This is a genomic window from Alcaligenes sp. AB3, assembly GCF_031844565.1.
GTDB classification, from domain to species: Bacteria; Pseudomonadota; Gammaproteobacteria; order Burkholderiales; family Burkholderiaceae_B; genus Alcaligenes; species Alcaligenes faecalis.
On the sequence record NZ_JAUZVM010000012.1, the window covers coordinates 71,039 to 88,449 of the forward strand.

18 protein-coding genes and 1 other RNA gene are annotated in these 17,411 nt (G+C 56.0%); 11 read left to right on the forward strand and 8 right to left on the reverse strand.

The window, feature by feature from the left end; genetic code table 11:
* Positions 1 to 9 precede the first annotated feature (9 nt).
* From Q9R35_RS17625 to Q9R35_RS17635, 3 genes are read left to right on the forward strand one after another with little or no spacing between them, the layout of a single operon-like run.
* Positions 10 to 576, forward strand: coding sequence for an RNA pyrophosphohydrolase (locus tag Q9R35_RS17625; RefSeq protein ID WP_042489316.1), 567 nt, complete (start codon positions 10 to 12; stop codon positions 574 to 576).
* Positions 557 to 1,243, forward strand: a complete 687-nt coding sequence (locus Q9R35_RS17630) for a response regulator (protein ID WP_042489319.1) — start codon at positions 557 to 559, stop codon at positions 1,241 to 1,243. Before Q9R35_RS17625 ends, Q9R35_RS17630 begins: the two co-directional genes overlap by 20 nt.
* Entirely contained in the window at positions 1,240 to 2,763 is a 1,524-nt protein-coding gene (locus Q9R35_RS17635) for a sensor histidine kinase (protein WP_042489322.1), read from the forward strand. The genes Q9R35_RS17630 and Q9R35_RS17635 overlap by 4 nt, the downstream gene beginning before the upstream one ends.
* Before the next feature lies 1 nt (position 2,764).
* Here Q9R35_RS17635 and Q9R35_RS17640 read toward each other — a convergent pair whose 3' ends face one another.
* Positions 2,765 to 3,688 carry an NAD(P)-dependent oxidoreductase gene (locus Q9R35_RS17640; RefSeq protein ID WP_063692266.1) on the reverse strand — a complete coding sequence of 308 codons (924 nt, stop codon included), beginning with the start codon at positions 3,686 to 3,688 and terminating at the stop codon, positions 2,765 to 2,767.
* Positions 3,689 to 3,913: 225 nt separating this feature from the next.
* Between Q9R35_RS17640 and Q9R35_RS17645 the strand changes: the two genes are divergently transcribed.
* The 3 genes from Q9R35_RS17645 to Q9R35_RS17655 all read left to right on the forward strand — a co-directional run bounded on the left by Q9R35_RS17645 (position 3,914) and on the right by Q9R35_RS17655 (position 7,817).
* Positions 3,914 to 4,951 (forward strand): ABC transporter substrate-binding protein, encoded by a 1,038-nt coding sequence (locus Q9R35_RS17645; protein ID WP_063692264.1) that lies wholly within the window; start codon positions 3,914 to 3,916, stop codon positions 4,949 to 4,951.
* Between the two features lie 82 nt (positions 4,952 to 5,033).
* Positions 5,034 to 6,119 carry an ABC transporter ATP-binding protein gene (locus Q9R35_RS17650; protein WP_042489331.1) on the forward strand — a complete coding sequence of 362 codons (1,086 nt, stop codon included), beginning with the start codon at positions 5,034 to 5,036 and terminating at the stop codon, positions 6,117 to 6,119.
* A 12-nt stretch (positions 6,120 to 6,131) separates the two neighbouring features.
* Positions 6,132 to 7,817, forward strand: a complete 1,686-nt coding sequence (locus tag Q9R35_RS17655) for an iron ABC transporter permease (RefSeq protein WP_311220204.1) — start codon at positions 6,132 to 6,134, stop codon at positions 7,815 to 7,817.
* Between the two features lie 331 nt (positions 7,818 to 8,148).
* Here Q9R35_RS17655 and Q9R35_RS17660 read toward each other — a convergent pair whose 3' ends face one another.
* Both Q9R35_RS17660 and Q9R35_RS17665 read right to left on the reverse strand, forming a co-directional pair.
* The gene (locus Q9R35_RS17660; RefSeq protein ID WP_042489339.1) at positions 8,149 to 9,654 is read right to left on the reverse strand and encodes a tripartite tricarboxylate transporter permease; all 1,506 of its coding nucleotides are present in this window, start codon (positions 9,652 to 9,654) and stop codon (positions 8,149 to 8,151) included.
* Positions 9,655 to 9,670: 16 nt separating this feature from the next.
* Positions 9,671 to 10,129 carry a tripartite tricarboxylate transporter TctB family protein gene (locus Q9R35_RS17665; protein WP_063692262.1) on the reverse strand — a complete coding sequence of 153 codons (459 nt, stop codon included), beginning with the start codon at positions 10,127 to 10,129 and terminating at the stop codon, positions 9,671 to 9,673.
* Between the two features lie 340 nt (positions 10,130 to 10,469).
* On the opposite strand from Q9R35_RS17665, the gene Q9R35_RS17670 reads away from it, so the two are divergent.
* From Q9R35_RS17670 to ssrS, 3 genes are all read left to right on the forward strand, one after another.
* Positions 10,470 to 10,874: a hypothetical protein gene (locus Q9R35_RS17670; RefSeq protein WP_042489345.1), complete on the forward strand. Its 405-nt coding sequence runs from the start codon at positions 10,470 to 10,472 to the stop codon at positions 10,872 to 10,874.
* A 3-nt stretch (positions 10,875 to 10,877) separates the two neighbouring features.
* Positions 10,878 to 11,189 (forward strand): cell division protein ZapA, encoded by a 312-nt coding sequence (locus tag Q9R35_RS17675; RefSeq protein WP_042489348.1) that lies wholly within the window; start codon positions 10,878 to 10,880, stop codon positions 11,187 to 11,189.
* Positions 11,190 to 11,242: 53 nt separating this feature from the next.
* A non-coding RNA gene (gene ssrS / locus Q9R35_RS17680) (6S RNA) lies at positions 11,243 to 11,426 on the forward strand.
* A gap of 55 nt (positions 11,427 to 11,481) precedes the next feature.
* Here ssrS and lgt read toward each other — a convergent pair.
* Positions 11,482 to 12,279, reverse strand: a complete 798-nt coding sequence (gene lgt / locus Q9R35_RS17685) for a prolipoprotein diacylglyceryl transferase (protein WP_063692256.1) — start codon at positions 12,277 to 12,279, stop codon at positions 11,482 to 11,484.
* Between the two features lie 84 nt (positions 12,280 to 12,363).
* Between lgt and Q9R35_RS17690 the strand changes: the two genes are divergently transcribed.
* Together Q9R35_RS17690 and msrA are read left to right on the forward strand one after the other, a co-directional pair.
* Positions 12,364 to 12,732, forward strand: a complete 369-nt coding sequence (locus Q9R35_RS17690; protein ID WP_063692254.1) for a c-type cytochrome — start codon at positions 12,364 to 12,366, stop codon at positions 12,730 to 12,732.
* Complete coding sequence (msrA, locus tag Q9R35_RS17695; RefSeq protein WP_063692252.1) at positions 12,729 to 13,259, forward strand: peptide-methionine (S)-S-oxide reductase MsrA; 531 nt, start codon at positions 12,729 to 12,731, stop codon at positions 13,257 to 13,259. Before Q9R35_RS17690 ends, msrA begins: the two co-directional genes overlap by 4 nt.
* Here the strand turns inward: msrA and Q9R35_RS17700 are convergent.
* From Q9R35_RS17700 to Q9R35_RS17715, 4 genes are all read right to left on the reverse strand, one after another.
* Positions 13,256 to 14,236 (reverse strand): membrane protein, encoded by a 981-nt coding sequence (locus Q9R35_RS17700; protein ID WP_045931214.1) that lies wholly within the window; start codon positions 14,234 to 14,236, stop codon positions 13,256 to 13,258. The genes msrA and Q9R35_RS17700 overlap by 4 nt on opposite strands.
* Positions 14,237 to 14,466: 230 nt before the next feature.
* Entirely contained in the window at positions 14,467 to 14,631 is a 165-nt protein-coding gene (locus Q9R35_RS17705; protein ID WP_009454924.1) for a hypothetical protein, read from the reverse strand.
* Between the two features lie 11 nt (positions 14,632 to 14,642).
* Positions 14,643 to 15,749: a YeeE/YedE family protein gene (locus tag Q9R35_RS17710; RefSeq protein WP_311220205.1), complete on the reverse strand. Its 1,107-nt coding sequence runs from the start codon at positions 15,747 to 15,749 to the stop codon at positions 14,643 to 14,645.
* 11 nt (positions 15,750 to 15,760) lie between these two features.
* Complete coding sequence (locus tag Q9R35_RS17715; protein ID WP_086069624.1) at positions 15,761 to 16,726, reverse strand: sulfurtransferase; 966 nt, start codon at positions 16,724 to 16,726, stop codon at positions 15,761 to 15,763.
* Between the last annotated feature and the right edge of the window lie 685 nt (positions 16,727 to 17,411).

Consider the following 17,411-nt stretch of genomic DNA (forward strand, 5'->3'; position numbering starts at 1 on the left):
AGGCGGCCTATGTTAGATCGAGAAGGCTACCGTCCTAATGTCGGAATTATCCTCGTTAATCGCAAGAACGAGGTTTTTTGGGGCAAGCGTATTCGGGAACATGCCTGGCAGTTCCCGCAAGGCGGTATCAAATACGGTGAAACACCCGTACAGGCGATGTACCGCGAACTGCACGAAGAAGTGGGCTTGCTGCCTGAGCATATCCGTATATTAGGCCGGACGCGAGATTGGCTTCGCTACAACGTGCCCAATCATTTTGTACGTCGGGAGGCGCGTGGCCATTACAAGGGCCAGAAACAAATCTGGTTCCTGTTGCGGCTGGTCGGGCGGGACAGCGATGTCTGCCTGCGTTCTTCCACGACGCCGGAGTTTGATGCATGGCGTTGGAGTCAATATTGGGTGCCACTTGATTCAGTAATTGAGTTCAAGCGGGAAGTCTATCAGCAAGCGCTGAACGAGCTGTCGGATATTTTGTTCCGGCGGCGCCAGGAAAATCGTTATTTACGTCAGCGCCTCCAAAGCGCAGTTGATGCCGATACCGTAGACAGCAGGGATCATGCGCATATTATTGGTTGAAGACGAGCGGGAAATGGCCGCATGGCTGGAGCGGGCCTTGGCGCAAAGTGGTTTTTTGCCCGATCCCGCTCACGATGCTCGTACGGCAGAAGTGTTGTTGGCGGCCCATGAGTATGATGCGGTCGTGATGGATTTGCGCCTGCCCGACAAGCACGGGCTGGTGCTGTTGCGCGAGATGCGCGAACGCGGCGATCACACTCCCGTGCTGATTCTGACCGCTCAAGGTGCCTTGCAGGACCGTGTTCGTGGCCTGAATCTGGGTGCCGACGATTTCCTGACCAAGCCCTTTGCTCTGGAGGAGCTGGAAGCACGTCTTGCCGCGCTGGTGCGGCGCAGCCGTGGCCGCGTGACCCCGGTGGTCAGTTGTGGCTCGCTGGAATACAACCCTGAAAGCCGGGCTTTTCTGCTGGATAACGTCATTGTGCATTTGACGCCGCGTGAACATGCGGCCTTGCTGGTCCTGATCAGCCGCTCGGGCATGCCGGTTGAAAAGTCCCAGCTTTTTGCCCGCGTGTTCGAGCACGACAGCGATGCCAGCCCCGATGCCATTGAGGTCGTCTTGCACCGCCTGCGCAAGAAATTGGCCAATAGCGACGTGCATATCGTGACGGTGCGGGGTCTGGGCTACATGCTGGAAGTGCTTGAGGCGGAATCCGGCGTTTCATGACAGCACCTTCTCCACCCCCCGCCAATGCCTGGCAAGGCAGTTTGCGCTTTTGGCTGCTGGTCCTGCTGATACCGGGGGTGGTCGCCTTGCTGTTGTACGACAGCTGGGAAGATTACCGGGCCATGAACTCCGTCACGGAAAATGTGTATGACAGTGCCTTGCTGGAACCGGCCAAGGTGCTTGAGACCAGTGTGGAGTTCAATACCGATGGCAGTTTACGCATCGATCCACCTTTTTATGCCCAGGTCATGCTGGAGTCCAGACCGGGCAATCGCAAGTATTTCCGCGTTGAAGAAATCACCCCTCTGGTTCGCAATCTGGGTGGTGCCGATGCCAACCAGTTAAAAGGTCGCACCTTGTTGGGGATGGAAGGGCTGCCGCGTCCCTCCAATCTGGCCGACCATGAGGGCGTGCCGGTGTTCTACGACTCCTATTTCCGCAATGACACTGTTCGTATGGTGGCCTTGTGGCGCGACCTGCACTACAAAGGTCAGCACAGGCAGGTTCTGGTCATGGTGGGTGAAAGCCTGGATTTGCGCCTGCGTACCCAGCAAGAAGCCTGGCGCGAAGGCATTTTCCGCAATTTGCGCATGCTGCTGCTGGCTGTGCTGCTGGTGTGGTTTGCCGTAGCCTGGGCCTTGCGGCCACTGCAGGCTTTGCGTCAGGAAGTGCGCAACCGCAGTGTGGACGACTTGCAGCCTTTGGACGAGCGCGATGTACCACGCGAGGTCGTCCCCTTGGTGCGCTCGGTCAACCATCATATTGAGTTGTACCGTTCCGTGCTGGACAGGCAGGCCCAGTTTCTGGCCGACGCCTCGCATCAATTACGTACTCCCTTGGCGATCATTCATACCCAGGCTCAGTACGCTCGCCGCGAGCCGGATATCGAGCGTGTCCGAGAGTCCCTGGGGGCAATTATCAAGCAACTGGGACAGGCGACTCGCCTGACCGAGCAGTTATTGGCTTTGGCCCACGCCAGCCATACCACCACCATGAGCCAGGGCCAGGTGGATCTGGCCAGCTTGGGGCGTGAGGTCGTGTTGCAATACCTGCCCCTGGCGCGCGAGCATCGGCAGGACCTGGGCTGGATCGGGCCGGGCGAGGATGGGGAGCAAGCACCTCTTTGGGTTTACGCCAGTGATGCCGAGATTCATGAATCCGTTTCCAACCTGATTCACAACGCCATCAATCACGCCGGTAGCGGCAGTGCGATTACCGTCTCTGCCGGGCACGACGACAAGCAGGCGTGGATCAGCGTGACGGACAATGGCATGGGCCTGGCAGCCAGCTTGCGTGAAAGTGTATTTGTACGTTTTGACCGCGGTGGGCCGGCACGCAAGGGCGGGCGGGGTTCAGGCTCGGGGCTGGGGCTGGCCATTGCGCTGGCTTACGCCGAGCGCAATGGCGGCACAATCGTGCTGACGGATGGCGAACCCAATGATATGGGAGGCTACGGTTTGAAGGCGACGCTACGTTTGCCCTTGCTGCAAGCCGAGGCGCCCAAACCGGAAAGCGCTTGAATCAAGCCGCGTTGTTTGGGCGGGCCAGAAGATGGAACAGGGTAGAGATATCCCAATCGCGGTGGCCTTGCTCGGCAATTTTCGCAAATTGTTCCTGGATCAGGCGGGTTGCTGGAAGTTGAGCCCCATTGCGCTGAGCCTCCCGTTCTACCAGATCCAGGTCTTTCAACATCCAGTTCACCGTGAAGCCGGGTTGAAAGTCTCTGGCCAGCATCGTGGGTCCTTTGGTTTCCATTTGCCAACTGCGGGCTGCACCCTTGGTCAGGACAGACAGGGCCTGCTCCATATCCAGCCCGGCTCGCTCACCAAAAGCCATGGCTTCAGCCAGACCTTGCAAGAGGCCGACGACGGCAATCTGGTTCACCATCTTGCATAGCTGTCCCGATCCCAATGGCCCCATCAGGGTGCAAGCCTGGGCGTAGCTCATCATCAGGGGGCGGGCGCGCTCCATATCTTCCGTTTGGCCACCACACATAATGCTGAGCATGCCTTTCTGGGCTCCGGCCTGTCCGCCGGAAATCGGCGCATCGACAAATGCGACCTGCTTGCTGGCGGCCAGTGCCCCTAACTCCCGCGCAACTTCGGCGGAGGCGGTGGTGTGGTCGATAAACAGGCTGCCAGCTTTCATACCAGCCAGCGCGCCGTCTGACCCCTGAAAAATCGCGCGCAAATCATCGTCATTTCCCACACAGGCCATCACGATGTCGGCTTGTGCCGCTGCCTGGGCCGGGGTGGCCGCCCATGCCTGTTTGAATTCCGTGCTCCATTGTTCCGCTTTGGCCTGATTGCGGTTGTATACCGTCACGTGATGGCCGGCCTGAGCCAGATGGCCTGCCATCGGATAGCCCATCACTCCCAGACCAATGAACGCCACTTTTTGCGGGCTGCCAGGTTCATAGTGTTTTGGCTGAATGGATGGGGTCATGGCGTGGGTCTCCTTAAGAATAATCATGTTCGGATATACAGCTTAGCGCAGCTTTTTAAGCGGGATTGTCGCCTGCGTGAATAAGCGGCAAGGCGTTTGAAGCTTGACGGCATCAGGCCCCTCATGTTCTAAACCAAACATAGATCTGTAATAAATGGAATTTGCCTGTCTGGATTATGATGGGCGCAGATAATTTCCTGGCTAATTAACTGGAACTTGAATCCTATGACCACTTTCGATCGTCGTCGTTTCTTGAAGCTGGCGGGTGCCACCGGACTGGCGTCTATGAGTACCTCTTTGCCATGGACGGCGTGGGCGGCAGATGCCGCTGTACTGGAAAAAGCGAAGGCTCAGGGCCAGGCTGTTTTCTACGCCAACATCACGGCCGTAGAGCCCATCATGAAGGCTTTGCAACAAGCGCAAGGCATTGAAGGCAAATACACTCGTATTTCCAGTTCCAAGTTCATTCCCACTATCCTGACCGAGTTCAACGCCGGCAAGTTGATGGCGGACGTGGTTCAGGCTCCTCTGCCCATGTTGCAACTGCTCAAAGAGCAGGGCGTGCTGATTCCTCATCAGTCCGAAGCCATACAGGGCTACCCGGAGTGGGCCGTTCAAGACGATTCGATTATTCAATTTGGCATTGAATATGTGTCTTATATCTATAATACGGACCACCTCAAAGCCGAGGACGCTCCGCAACGCTACGAAGATCTGGCCGATCCCAAGTGGAAAGACAAGATTGTGATGGCCAACCCGTCCAACCATCCATCCACTATTGGCTGGCTGATTGGACTGAAGGAAAAAGTCTTTAGCAGCGAAGAACAGTGGCTGGACTTCCTGAAAGGCCTGGCTGCCAACAAGCCCATGTTTGTGGCGTCCTTTGGCCCGACTCCCGCTCCTATTGAAAGTGGCGAGAAATTGATTGCCATTTCCATGCCCAAGTACATCGTGACCAAGTCGCCTGCGCCATTGGCCTGGGGCCCCATGTCGGATCAGCCCTTGCTGGGTTCCCCACGTGCCATCGCCCTGACCAAGAACGCACCACATCCTGATGCGGCCCGCGTGTTCCTGGACTACTGGCTGGGCAATGAAGCCATGGGCATTCTGGCCAACAAGGTGGGCGAATATGTGCTGGCTCCAGGGGTGCATCCTCCGGTAGCGGGTATCGATCAAGCCAAGGTCGAGCCTATTCGCGACCTGAGCGACGAAGAACTGGTCCGCTGGGGCCGCGAATTCAGCCGTATCTTCGCCGTCCGTTAAGCGGCGCGACAGTACGACGGGTTCGTCAAGAACGGGGCGCCTTGGCGCCTCGCCTCATTTTTATTGAAAACATCTACTCATTATGCAAATTGAAATTACCGGCCTGAGCAAGACCTATGTCTCAGAGGGCAAAACCTTCAAAGCTTTGGACAATATCAACCTGACGATTCCCGCTAATGAGTTTTTCACACTGTTAGGACCTAGCGGCTGCGGCAAAACCACACTGCTGCGGTGCATTGTGGGGCTGGAAACCCCAGACGAGGGTGAAATCCGCATTGGGGACGAGATTGTCTGGTCCAGCGCCAAGAATATTGCTGTGCCGGTGGAAAAGCGCGGTCTGGGCATGGTGTTCCAGACCTACGCTATCTGGCCGCACATGACGGTGTTCGACAATATCGCTTACCCACTGCAAGTGCGTGGCGAGCGCAAAGAGGTGATTCGCGAAAAAGTGGCGAACATCCTGAAGTTTGTGCAGCTGGAAGGGGTGGATCAGCGCTCCGCGACGCGCCTGTCCGGCGGTCAGCAGCAGCGTGTGGCATTGGCCCGAGCTCTGGTGGCCGAGCCTAAAGTCATTCTGTTTGATGAGCCGCTCAGTAACCTGGACGCCAAGCTGCGTGAAGAAACCCGTAAAGAACTGCGCGAATTTCTGAGCCGTCTGGACATTACCGCTGTGTACGTGACGCATGATCGTGTCGAGGCGCTGGCCTTGTCCAACTCCATCGCCGTGATGCGTGGTGGCAAGATTCTGGAAATTGGCTCACCCGAAAAAATTTACTTTGATGCCGACCACCGCTTTGTCGCGGACTTTATTGGTCGTGCCAACCAGATCAGCGCCAAGGTGTTGGAGCAGCGTGCAGACTCCACCATTGTGGAATGCGAACTGGGCCAACTGCATTGCAAGAAGCGTGACCTGCCCGTGGGCACCGAAGTTACCTTGTGCATTCGCCCGGAATTTATCCGTGTCAGCAGCCAGGCCAATGAAGTGGGGCAGAACCTGTTCCACGGCCAAGTCCAGGCCCTGGAGTTCGTGGGTGAGTCCTACGAGGCCGAGGTCAAGGTTGGTAAAGAACAGCTCCTGGTGTGTATCGATCCTGATGTGAAGGTGAAGGAAGGCGATACCGTGCGCTTTAACCTGCACCCTGAACATTGCATGCTCTTGTCGGCATAAGGGCGGGACATCATGAATCACACACGCAGACCACTTAGCTGGTCGCTTATTCTGATTGTTGGCTTTCTGACGCTGTGCCCGGTCCTGATGTTGCTGCTGGGCAGCTTCTCGCAGGGCTTGACGGCTTTTGGTTCCTTCACCACGGCTAAATATGTAGCCGCTTACACCGATCCCTTCTTGCTGGAAGTCACCTTCAATACGGTGGTTTTCGTACTGGGCTCGTCCCTGCTCTCTACTGCGCTGGCTGTTTTCCTGGCCTACCTGAATACGCGTACGAACATGCCCATGAAAGGGGTGTTCACGGTGCTGTCCATCGTTCCCATGATGATTCCGCACTTGCTGTTCTCGGTGAGCTGGGCATTGTTGCTGAATCCGTCCAACGGCCTGATCAATATGTTCTTGCAGGACACCTTGGGCCTGCAAGAAGCGCCGCTGAACATTTATTCCTTGTGGGGCATGATTCTGGTCGAGGGCTTGTTGAACATGCCCGTGGCCTATCTGATCATCGCGCCTGCCATGGCCTCGTTTGACGTTTCCATGGAAGAGTCCTCGCGTGTATTCGGGGGCGGTCTGTGGCGTACCTTGACGCGGGTTACCCTGCCGATTCTGCGTCCAGCCATCATGGCGGCCTTTATTCTTGCGATTGTGCGGGCCTTGGCTTCCTATGCCGTGCCACGTGTTCTGGGTACGCCGGGTCGAGTGGATGTGCTGGCCACGTATCTGTTCGAAATGATCTCAACGGGCTTTGCGCCGGACTACGGAAAAGCGGCGGCGCTGGGCATGAGTGTGCTGTCGGCCTCCATAGCCCTGATCGTGCTGTACCGCTACATGACGAAAGAAAGCAGCAAGTATGTGACGATCTCCAGCCGTGGCTTCAAACCCACCCAGCTTGAACTGCGCCGCGCGAAAATCCCTCTGTTCATTATCGTGGGCATTATCAGCTTGCTGATGGTGGTGCTGCCGGTGGCCGTGCTGCTCTACACCTCCATGATTCCGTACTCCATGGTGCCTAGCGCTCGCGCTTTTTCCTTGATGAGCTGGGCGAACTGGATTGATGTCATTCAAGATCCGATCTCCAAAGTGGCCATGAAGAACAGTCTGTTCCTGGCCGTAGTCGGGGCTAGTCTGGGTGTGTTGCTGTCGCTGTTTGTAGCCTATGTCGTGGTCAAGCTGCGCACGCGAGCGGCGGCGCTGCTGGATACCTTGAGCTTCCTGTCCTTCTCCTTCCCGGGGATTGTGATCGGTATCGGTTTCATGTGGTTCTTCGTGCAAACGCCTTTGTATGCCACGCTGACCGCCTTGCTGCTGGCCTATATCGCCGCCTACCTGCCTTACGGTATTCGACCCTTGTCGGCCGCTTTTGTGCAGGTCCATGCTCACCTGGAGGAATCATCGGCCGTAGCCGGGGCCAGTTCCTGGACGACCATGCGCCGCATCATTATTCCTTTGCTGATTCCCGGTGTGGTGTCTGCCTGGATCTTGATGGCCACCATGTTCATTCGTGAGCTGACGGTATCGGTGGTACTGTCTCGTCCCGGTACGGAAGTGCTGGCGGTCCAGGTGCTGGGCTACGCCGAAGATGGTTTGTGGGGCAAGCTCTCGGCGCTGGGGATCATCATGATTCTGATCTCTACCGTGCTTGTGTTGCTGGCCATGCATATCGGTAACTTCTACAAGCGCCGTCAAGGCACGATGTAGGCTGGGCTGATCTCAAAGGCCTGAATTCCGCAAGGAGTTCAGGCCTTTGTTGTTTTTGCTGGGAGCAGACCGTATGTTGCCGTCACTCTGGTGCCATTGTTGCGAAGGCTGTGCACACAGGCAGTTCTGGCTGCTTGATGTTTGCCTTTGGAGGCGTTCTGCGCTTCAGTGGTTGAGCTGTCTTGAGACGGAGTGGCTGAACCCACTGACAAAGCAAAAGGCCTGATTTCGTGGAGAGATGAAATCAGGCCTTTCTGCTTTTTGTTAACTGCGCCGGTTTGAGGGCTCCCTTTCGGGAGAGCTTTCAAACCAGAGAACCGCCGGTTGTGCCTTAGTCTTCTTCGACGAAGGTCTCTTCACGTTTTTTCTTCACGGACGGCAGAGCTACGATCACAACCAGAATGGCAGCTAGAACCAGCAATGATAAGGACAGCGGACGCGTCAGGAAGGTGGTGTAGTCACCGCGGGATAGCAGCAGGGCGCGGCGGAAGTTTTCTTCCATCATTGGTCCTAGAACTAGCCCCAGCAGCAGCGGAGCACCTTCACAACGCAGCTTGGACCACACATAGCCAACTAAACCGAAGGCGGCGGTGACCAAAATATCGAACACGTTGTAGTTCAGCGAGTACACACCGACCGTGCAGAACACCAAAATAGCGGGGAACAGCAGGCGGTAAGGAACTTTCAGCAGTTTCACCCACAGACCGACTAGTGGCAGGTTCAGAATGACCAACATCAGGTTACCAATCCACATGGAGGCGATCAGGCCCCAGAACAGCTCTGGGTGGCTGGTCATCACTTGTGGGCCGGGCTGAATGTTGTGGATGGTCATCGCGCCAATCATCAGGGCAGTCACGGCGTTACCAGGGATACCCAAGGTCAGCAGTGGAATGAAAGAGGTCTGGGCCGCTGCGTTATTGGCTGACTCGGGACCTGCCAGGCCGGCAGGGTGGCCTTTACCAAAGCGCTCCGGATTCTTGGAGATTTTTTTCTCCAGTGTGTAGGAGGCAAAAGAGGACAAGACCGCACCACCACCGGGCAGGATACCCAGGCAAGAACCCATGGCAGTACCACGGACCACGGCAGGCCAGGACTCTTTGAACTCTTGCTTGTTGGGGTACAGGCTACCTACCTTGCCCGTGATCTCAACGCGCTGGTCGCCCAGTTCCAGGTTGTTCATGATTTCGGAGAAACCGAACACACCCATGGCTACCACGGCAAAGTCGATACCGTCCTGCAGCTCTGGAATACCAAAGTCGTAGCGGGCCACGCCGGAGTTCACGTCTGTACCGACCATACCCAGCAGCAGACCCAGCAAGATCATGCAGATAGCTTTGGGCAGGGAGCCCGAAGCCAGCACCACAGCACCGACCAGGCCCAAGACCATTAATGAGAAATACTCCGCCGGCCCGAACTTGAAGGCGACTTCAGCCAAGGGCGGCGCAAAAGCGGCCAGCAGCACCGTGGCCACACAACCAGCGAAGAAAGAGCCCAGGGCGGCGATGGCCAAGGCAGCACCAGCCCGGCCATTTCGTGCCATCTGGTGTCCGTCCAGTACCGTCACCACCGCCGAGGTTTCTCCCGGCAGAGCAACTAGAATGGCGGTCGTGGACCCACCATATTGAGCGCCATAGTAAATACCCGCCAACATGATCAGGCCAGCAACGGGGGGCAGCACATAGGTAATGGGCAGCAGCATAGCGATGGTGGGCACAGGGCCAATGCCAGGCAACACGCCAATCAACGTACCCAGTATGCAACCAAGCAAGGCGTAGGCCAGATTCTCGGGCGTGAACGCCACCGAGAAGCCCAGCAGCAGATTGTCAAATAATTCCATTTCCGTTCACCTCCAATCAGGCCAGAAAACTTGGCCACAAGGGGAACACCAGCCCCAGGCCCTTGATGAATGCCAACCAGACGAACAGCACCAAAAAGATAGCTGCGCCCAGTGCAATAGGCCAACTAAATTCATGGCTGGCAAAGCTGCTGAGCAGTACAAGCAGGAAAATGGAGATGTAAACACCCAGCGAGTTCAGTGTCAGACCGCAAAGCACGACTGCGCCGATGATAACGAAGAGCACTTTCCAGTTAAACTTCTCTACCTCGGTGTTTTCTGCTTTGGCAGACATCGAGCCCAAAGTGACAACCGCCCCTAACAAGCTCAGGCATACACCAAGCCAGAAGGGGAAGTAGCCGGGTCCCATGCGGGCGGCTGTTCCCATCGAGTAGCTGGTAGCCCCGAGCGCGAAAGCGGCGCCCACGACCACGAACATGACCCCGGACCAGAAGTCCTGTTTATTTTTAATTTGCATAAGGTGGATTCTCCTTGTCTGCCTTGCGCATTGGTTTTCCTTTTTCCTGTGTCAGCTTCTTTATGGTGGAGCGAACTCCACACTCTGCTTGTGCCGACTGCATTGAGCAGAGGTGACGCATGGTAATGGAGCACTTGAAGACTGGAAACCCTGAGATGACCCTAGTTTTTAAGGGTTTTCCCGGTAATTCCGGAAATTTAGGGTTTTTTGGGAGCGTGTTCGCAGGTGGATGGCATGCTTTGAAAGAATTTTGAAAGGTAATGGAAAGATGGGTGAAAGGTTATCATTAGTATGAAATTCCTCTACCCAGTAACGCTAGCAATGGTTTACGATAAGGCCCATGTTGCAAGATCTCGACTTTCTCGCTGACCGTATCGGTCAACTGGTAGAGCAGTCTCGTCAGCTCAACGCTGAACGCGCTCAATTATTAGCTCGTCTGAAAACTCAGGATGCCGAGCTGGACGCCTTGCGCCAGCAAAATCGACGTCAACAGGATGAGTTCGAGTCCCTGTCCACCGGTGTTGCTTCGCATCAGCGTCAACTGGATGTGGTGCAGCAACAAGCGCAAGCTGATCAGGCTGAACTGAAAAAGCTGCTTGAACAAGAGCAGGCCCAGGTAGCTGCCTTGCGTCGCGAGTTGGACAGCGCACGCGCCGGCATGGGTGTGTTGCGCGATGTGGCAGGACAGGCTCGTGACCAGATCGGTTCGATCCTGATGCGTTTACCCGGTGCCGTACAGGAGTAAGTCATGGAACGAGTTGATATTTCTCTGTTGGGTCGCGATTACTCTCTGGCATGTCCTCCATCTGAAAAAGCCCGCTTGTTGGAAGCTGTCAAACTGGTAGACCAGCGCATGCAATCCATCAAGGGTTCGGGCCGCGTTTCGGGCAACGAACGTATCGCTGTTATGGCCGCTATTCAGATCGCCAGCGAGTTTTTATCTGCTAAAGCACCTGATGGTCCTCTGGCTAATGTTGCTTTTGGCGATTTCAAGCGTAAAATTGAAGACATGCACGCGATGATTGACGATGTCATCGAGCCTTCGGGCACATCGCGCTAAACCGAATTTGCAAGCAGCTCCTTGTTGTCCCTCGCGAGCTGCTTCATCCCAGTAAGTCCCTGCCGTGTTCGTGACACGACCATACATTCCTTGAACCAATGCTTTTGGCATACAGGTTGTTGGATTAGCCAGTAGGAGCGATCGTCCTCGTCGACGAACCCGAAGCTGGCTTGATGACAGCCGATCTTGGACCCTCGGTTCCAGGATGCCGGTCTTGACGGCAATGGTGGGGCACCTGCAAAAAAAGCCCGTCCAGATATCTGGACGGGCTTTTTCTTTTCTGCTGCTTTGTTTATTGCTGACTGCCGGGCGTAACACCGCGTTTGCTGGCATACGCAAACAGAGCCAGGCCAGCCACAATCATGGGCAAGGACAACCACTGTCCCATCGACAAGCCGGCGCTGAGCAGACCCAGATAGCCGTCGGGCTCGCGGGTGTACTCCACCATGAAGCGGAAGAAACCATAGCCGATCAGGAACAGGGCACTGGTCTGACCCACAGCGCGTGGACGGCGCGTAAACCACCATAGCAAGATAAACAGGGCAATGCCTTCCAGAGCCATCTCATACAGTTGCGACGGGTGGCGGGGCGTTGCATCCACTTGCGGGAACACCATGGCCCAAGGCACATCACTGGGGCGACCCCATAACTCGCCATTGATGAAGTTACCCAGACGACCCACCGCCAGTCCCAGTGGAATCAAGGGTGCCAGAAAATCGCTGACTTCCAGAAAGCGTCGTTGGCGGTTACGGGCAAAAAGCGCAATCGTGACCAGCACGCCGATCAGGCCGCCATGAAAGGACATGCCGCCTTGCCAGACATACAAAATCTCCAGCGGATGCGACAGGTAATAGGAAGGTTGATAGAACAGGGTGTAGCCCAGACGCCCGCCCGCCACCACGCCCAGAACGCAGTAAAAGATCAGGTCCTCCAGGTCCTTGCGAGTCAGCAAGGCATAGCCCGCGCGGATACGCGCCGTGCCAGCCAGCCACACCAGGCCAAAGCCCACTAAATACATCAAGCCATACCAATGAATGGCAAGGGGGCCAAGTTGCATGGCGACGGGATCAAACTGCGGGTGAATTAACATGCGTGCCCATTACAGAGATGAATATCAGATAATAGCGTGACTGCGAGCCCAGACCAGGGCTGGGTAAATTGTAAGGGAAGGATCATGCTGCATTCAGTCTCTTGGGCCAGCTGTTTACCATTAGTAGTTTTTTGTGGGTTGCTGAGCTTTAATCCTGCGGCAAAGGCTGATACGGTAGCGCTGATGGATATCGTGCAGGCGCAGTGCTTGTCCTGTCATCAGATTGATCGTAAACGGGTGGGGCCTCCTTTTCGGGAGATCGCCCAACGCTACGCGCCAGGTCCGGCACAGGAGACCCGGACGTATTTGCAGCGACAAATTCAACAGGGTAGCCGGGGGAACTGGGGAGCTATTCCCATGCCTGCTCAAAACCGGATCAACGCCGAGCAAGCACAAGCTATTGCCGCCTGGTTGCTGAGTCTAGCCAATTCGTCAACAAAGGAGAATTCATGAAGGAAACAGCCATATTAGGTGGCGGATGTTTTTGGTGCACTGAAGGGGTGTTCAAGGCCCTGCGAGGTGTGCAGTCGGTAGTGCCTGGATACTGTGGCGGCCATGTGGAAAATCCCACCTATGAACAGGTTTGTGGCAAGCAGACCGGCCATATCGAAGTGGTCAAAGTGGAGTTTGATCCTTCTGTCATTTCCTATCGGGATCTGCTGGAGGTATTTTTCCTGACCCACGACCCTACCACGCCCGATCGTCAGGGTGCTGATCAGGGGCCGCAGTATGCGTCTGCCATTTTTTGCCAAGACGAAGAACAGCGTCGTCAGGCTTTCGAAGTCATTGAAGAGATCAAGTCGCAGTTTGATGCGCCTATCGTGACGCATGTGCTCGACAGCTCCACTTTCTGGGAAGCCGAGGACTATCACCACGATTATTTTGCCTTGAACCCCGAGCAAGCCTATTGCCAGATGGTGATTGCGCCCAAACTCAAGAAGTTCTATCAGCGTTTTCAGGATCTGCTGGTCAAAAGCTAAGCATCCTGAGGGTGCGAAGCAGAAGCAAGGTAGCGTCTGTACAGGGCGCTACCTGGTAATGTCAGACGGGCCATCAGGCCAATAATCAGCAAGGTCAGAACAAGTCGGCCGACCAGGGCCACCCAGATGTTGGCACCCAGAGCCAGAATAAGAATGGTGTCTTCAATCAGGGAGTGGCTTAAAGACAGCCAGGACAAGGCCAGCAGGCGCGTTCGGGGGCTGTAATTTTGTTGACGGGATTCATCAATAATCAGGGCACCGCCGTAGCTCAGGCCCAGCAACACACCAATCGTGGTTGTGGGGGCGACTCGCTCTTCCAGTCCTGAAAAACGCAGCAAGGGCAGCAGAAGCCGGGTCAGCAAACGGGTGAAGCCGATTTTCTCCAGAACTGACAGGATTAACAGCAGGCCAAGAATAATCAGCCAGGTCATGAACAGGGAACTGGCCGTCCCCCACAGCCAGTCTGCCCAGCCTTGCCAACCACCTTGCGTGGCATTGGATTGCCCGTAAAGCCAGGCAAGTGACACGGGCTCTTGCAACAGCCCGGTACTGTTCAAACCCCAGGCCAGCAGAGCGCCGTACAGCAAGGCGCAGACAATTCGTAGCGCGGCCGTAAACCAGAAACTGGCTCCGGCTCGGCGCACAATGGCCTGCTCCATGGGCATATTGTGTGCAAATAGCATCATGGTGCCCAAGACGCTGATTTGAGCCACGTTGAAACTCAAGCTGTCACCCAAGGCTGCCATGGAGCCTATGCCGGCATATATACCGGCCAGGGCGGTGGTGGCCCAGACGATCCCGGCTTCGGCGGGCAGTCCAACCAGCGCCATGATCGGGCCTATCAGCTTGCCGACTTGCTCGATCAAGCCTAGTTGCGCGGCAATACGCACCGCAATCATGATGGGGAGCATGATGCGCGCAACGGTATAAAACATGCGCAGGCTGCGGCTAAAGGTGGTGCGAAGGAAGGTCAGCATGACAGCAGAAGGTTGGAAAATCTGTCTGATGCTAGCACGGCCCAGTGTTTGCTACGTTGTGCCTTGGTGCTTGCGTGGGGGCGGGCAATGCAGGCTGTCGGTTTGCTACTACAAGCGGAGGCACTTTCCTTCACCCAAAAGAAAACCCCTGAGGGTGAAATCCGATGCAGCTAGGTGAGGCTGTCAGATTTCCTTCCATCAGGGGTGTTGCGAGCCAAGTAGGCCCAGTCTTAACGACCCGAGCAGTGACCGCCGCTGGCGGCTTGTCCGCTACCCCAGGCAATGGGAGCAGGTTCGGGACGGTAGGGGTAGTCTTGCAGGCTGTCCATGACGACTAACAAGACAACGACCAGCCAGAAAGTACTGGTAATAAGGCGGAAGGTAGTTTTGCTCATGGTGGCGCGACTCAAGGATTAACGCGGCGACGAATGCGTACGCCTATGATGGACCCGGCAAAGGCCAGTGCAAACCAAACCCAGCCATGTATGCTGGCCGAGGCAATGCCTCCCAGGAATGCGCCTACATTACATCCAAAGGCCATACGGGCACTGTAGCCCATGACCAGACCGGCAATTGCGCCTACCCACAGAGTGCGGGCATTGGGTGATTTGAAATTGGCAGGATGGTTCCAGCGCGAGGCTGCCATGGCACCCAAAATTAAACCAAAGTTGGTGACCGAAGTAACGTCAGCCAGGACGGGTTCAGCCAGACGTTGTGCGTGTGGAGCCACGCCCCAGAACGCATCGCCAACCGGAGACCAGCCCAGAGCCGAGAATACTTTGGCGCCCCACAAGCCAATACCATAGACGATGCCCCAGGGTTGGCCTGCAACAATCATGTGGATGGCATACAGCACGGCCAGCAGCAAAGCGCCCATCCACCAGCGCATTTCCCATTTGGCAGGTGGGCTGTTTTGCTCTTTTTGATGGCGACGTGCGCCTTGGCCGACGAACCAGGATACGGCGGCGCAGCCCAATACGGTAATTAACAAGGCAGTGGGCCAGCCCAAGGACACAGTCAGGTCGATGGCGGGTAGGCCGCCCAGGGCAATCCAGCCGGGCTGGTGGGATGCGCCCAGAAAGCTGCCAATGGCGAAGGTGGGTAAAACCGCGAAGGAAATGGGTGCGCCAGCGCCTGCTTTATAGAGAGTACCGGAACCGCAACCGTCGGCCAGTTGCATGGCAGCGCCAAACAGGAAGGCACCCAGTACCAGGCTGATGGTCAAGGGGGCAATTGCGCCGACCAGCTCGCCACCGCTATCAGCGATCAAGGGCAGGGTGAAGGCGGCGGCCAATACCAGCAGGAGCATTTGTGCCCAGATACCTTGAGGGTCGCGACGCTCGATATAGTTGCGCCAGCCGGTCGTGAAACCGAAACGGGCTCCTTGCAGCACGGCACCAAAGCCAATCCCCAACAGGGCGAGCAGGCCTTGGCGCAGTCCACCTACCAGGGCGACCCCGACAATCAGGGCCAGGCTGGCCAGGATAAAGCCCAGTCTAGTCAGATAAAGCATGATCGATTTCTTTAGTTAATGGCGCGCTTGGCATCGAGTTTCAGAACTTCGAAACGGGAGGGCTGGTTGTCCATGGGCAAGTTGCTGCGGCTCCATTCCACGACGGACTCGGGGTAGAGCTTCACGTTGGGGTTGCCTGCCAGTTCGGACAGGACAAACCAGTTCGTGGCAGCCCAGTGGCCGGTATTGCAGAACGAAACGGTAGGCTTGTCGTCCAGACCTTGTTCTTTGACGATCTTGACAAGTTCACCTGTGTCTTTCAGGACTGGCTTGTCGCTGCGGAAGAAGCTGTTGAAATCCAGTTCGCGTGCGCCGGGCAAGGTGCCGTAGCGAGCGGCGGCATCAACGCGCTTTTCGCCTTTGAAGAATTCTGTTGGGCGTGCGTCCAGCAGGACGGGGGCTTGGCCGTTCTTGATGTAGTCAGCCACTTCTTGCGTGCTGACCACCATGTCTTTGTTGTAGTGGTAGCTGAATTCGGTGGGCGTGACGGTAGGGGTGTCTTTGCTCAGGGGTTTGCCTTCGGCTTCCCAGGCTTGCAGGCCGCCGTCCAAAATCGAGAGTTGGGTCAGGCCGCCCGCTTTCAATGTCCAGTAAACGCGTGCCGCTGCGCCGAAGTCCGTGGGGTTGGCGCCTGCGTAGGTGACGACAACGTAGCTGTCTTTGGAAATGCCGGCTTTGCTGAACAGGGCAGACAGGTCGGCTTCGGAGCGCAAGGCACCGGCGTTTTCGGCTGGGCCGCGGTAGGCACCGTATGGGGTGTGAACAGCGCCGGGGACGTGGCCTGCTGCATATTCTTTGTCTGTGCGGATATCCAGAATGCGCAGGTTGTCTTGATCCAGCTTGGTGGCCAGGTCGCCAGCCGAGATCAAGGCGGCTGGTTTGGCTGTTGTGTCGGGTGTGCTTGGCTCCGCGGAGGCAGTCGGTGCCAGGACCGTGCTGAATGCAAATGCCAGGGAGATGAGGATAGGTTTGATCATTATTACTCTCTTGAGTAAGCAGGGGCCTGCTTAGAGGATTAAGTGCATAAGGAATGGTAATGAACGCGGCTACAGAAAATAACAATGAATTGGGGATTAGCTTATTGCTTGGAGGCGTAAGGGGGGCTATCCATATAGAGTAGATAGGAAGGGGGAGCTTTGCTTGCAGCTCGACTTGGGGGATTGTGTTTATGTGGTTGGGTTTATCTAGTAGGTAAGTGTGTTTTTGTTCCCTCTATATATAGAGGGTCTATAGAGAGACAGCTTTATAGGTAAGAGAAGACCGAGCTGTCTCTGCAAGAGAGGGGCATGGTGTGTTTGGTGTTTTCATGGATGGAGACTCAAAGACTCAAAGACTCAAAGACTCAAAGACTCAAAGACTCAAAGACTCAAAGACTCAAAGACTCAAAGACTCAAAGACTCAAAGACTCAAAGACTCAAAGACTCAAAGCTTTAAAGCCTTAAAGCAAAGGGACTGAGACCCAGAGGGACAGTGAAGGGCATTGAGGGATAAAGGGGGCGAGGATTGAATTACCGCTTGGAGAGGCCCGTCTCCTATCTATATATAGAGAGAGTAGAGTCGCAGTGCCGAACGGCTTATCTATGCAGAGGGTGGCGTTCATTGTTCCAGCCGCTCTATGTAGGTCGCCACTCGAAGCCCCGGGACAGGGTGTTGGGGCGGACG

Bases quoted from the DNA above. Each gene is read 5' to 3' on its own strand.
- Q9R35_RS17625 (WP_042489316.1), top strand. From the start codon at position 10: ATGTTAGATCGAGAAGGCTACCGTCCTAATGTCGGAATTATCCTCGTT.
- Q9R35_RS17630 (WP_042489319.1), top strand. From the start codon at position 557: ATGCGCATATTATTGGTTGAAGACGAGCGGGAAATGGCCGCATGGCTG.
- Q9R35_RS17635 (WP_042489322.1), top strand. From the start codon at position 1,240: ATGACAGCACCTTCTCCACCCCCCGCCAATGCCTGGCAAGGCAGTTTG.
- Q9R35_RS17640 (WP_063692266.1), bottom strand. From the start codon at position 3,688: ATGACCCCATCCATTCAGCCAAAACACTATGAACCTGGCAGCCCGCAA.
- Q9R35_RS17645 (WP_063692264.1), top strand. From the start codon at position 3,914: ATGACCACTTTCGATCGTCGTCGTTTCTTGAAGCTGGCGGGTGCCACC.
- Q9R35_RS17650 (WP_042489331.1), top strand. From the start codon at position 5,034: ATGCAAATTGAAATTACCGGCCTGAGCAAGACCTATGTCTCAGAGGGC.
- Q9R35_RS17655 (WP_311220204.1), top strand. From the start codon at position 6,132: ATGAATCACACACGCAGACCACTTAGCTGGTCGCTTATTCTGATTGTT.
- Q9R35_RS17660 (WP_042489339.1), bottom strand. From the start codon at position 9,654: ATGGAATTATTTGACAATCTGCTGCTGGGCTTCTCGGTGGCGTTCACG.
- Q9R35_RS17665 (WP_063692262.1), bottom strand. From the start codon at position 10,129: ATGCAAATTAAAAATAAACAGGACTTCTGGTCCGGGGTCATGTTCGTG.
- Q9R35_RS17670 (WP_042489345.1), top strand. From the start codon at position 10,470: ATGTTGCAAGATCTCGACTTTCTCGCTGACCGTATCGGTCAACTGGTA.
- Q9R35_RS17675 (WP_042489348.1), top strand. From the start codon at position 10,878: ATGGAACGAGTTGATATTTCTCTGTTGGGTCGCGATTACTCTCTGGCA.
- lgt (WP_063692256.1), bottom strand. From the start codon at position 12,279: ATGTTAATTCACCCGCAGTTTGATCCCGTCGCCATGCAACTTGGCCCC.
- Q9R35_RS17690 (WP_063692254.1), top strand. From the start codon at position 12,364: ATGCTGCATTCAGTCTCTTGGGCCAGCTGTTTACCATTAGTAGTTTTT.
- msrA (WP_063692252.1), top strand. From the start codon at position 12,729: ATGAAGGAAACAGCCATATTAGGTGGCGGATGTTTTTGGTGCACTGAA.
- Q9R35_RS17700 (WP_045931214.1), bottom strand. From the start codon at position 14,236: ATGCTGACCTTCCTTCGCACCACCTTTAGCCGCAGCCTGCGCATGTTT.
- Q9R35_RS17705 (WP_009454924.1), bottom strand. From the start codon at position 14,631: ATGAGCAAAACTACCTTCCGCCTTATTACCAGTACTTTCTGGCTGGTC.
- Q9R35_RS17710 (WP_311220205.1), bottom strand. From the start codon at position 15,749: ATGCTTTATCTGACTAGACTGGGCTTTATCCTGGCCAGCCTGGCCCTG.
- Q9R35_RS17715 (WP_086069624.1), bottom strand. From the start codon at position 16,726: ATGATCAAACCTATCCTCATCTCCCTGGCATTTGCATTCAGCACGGTC.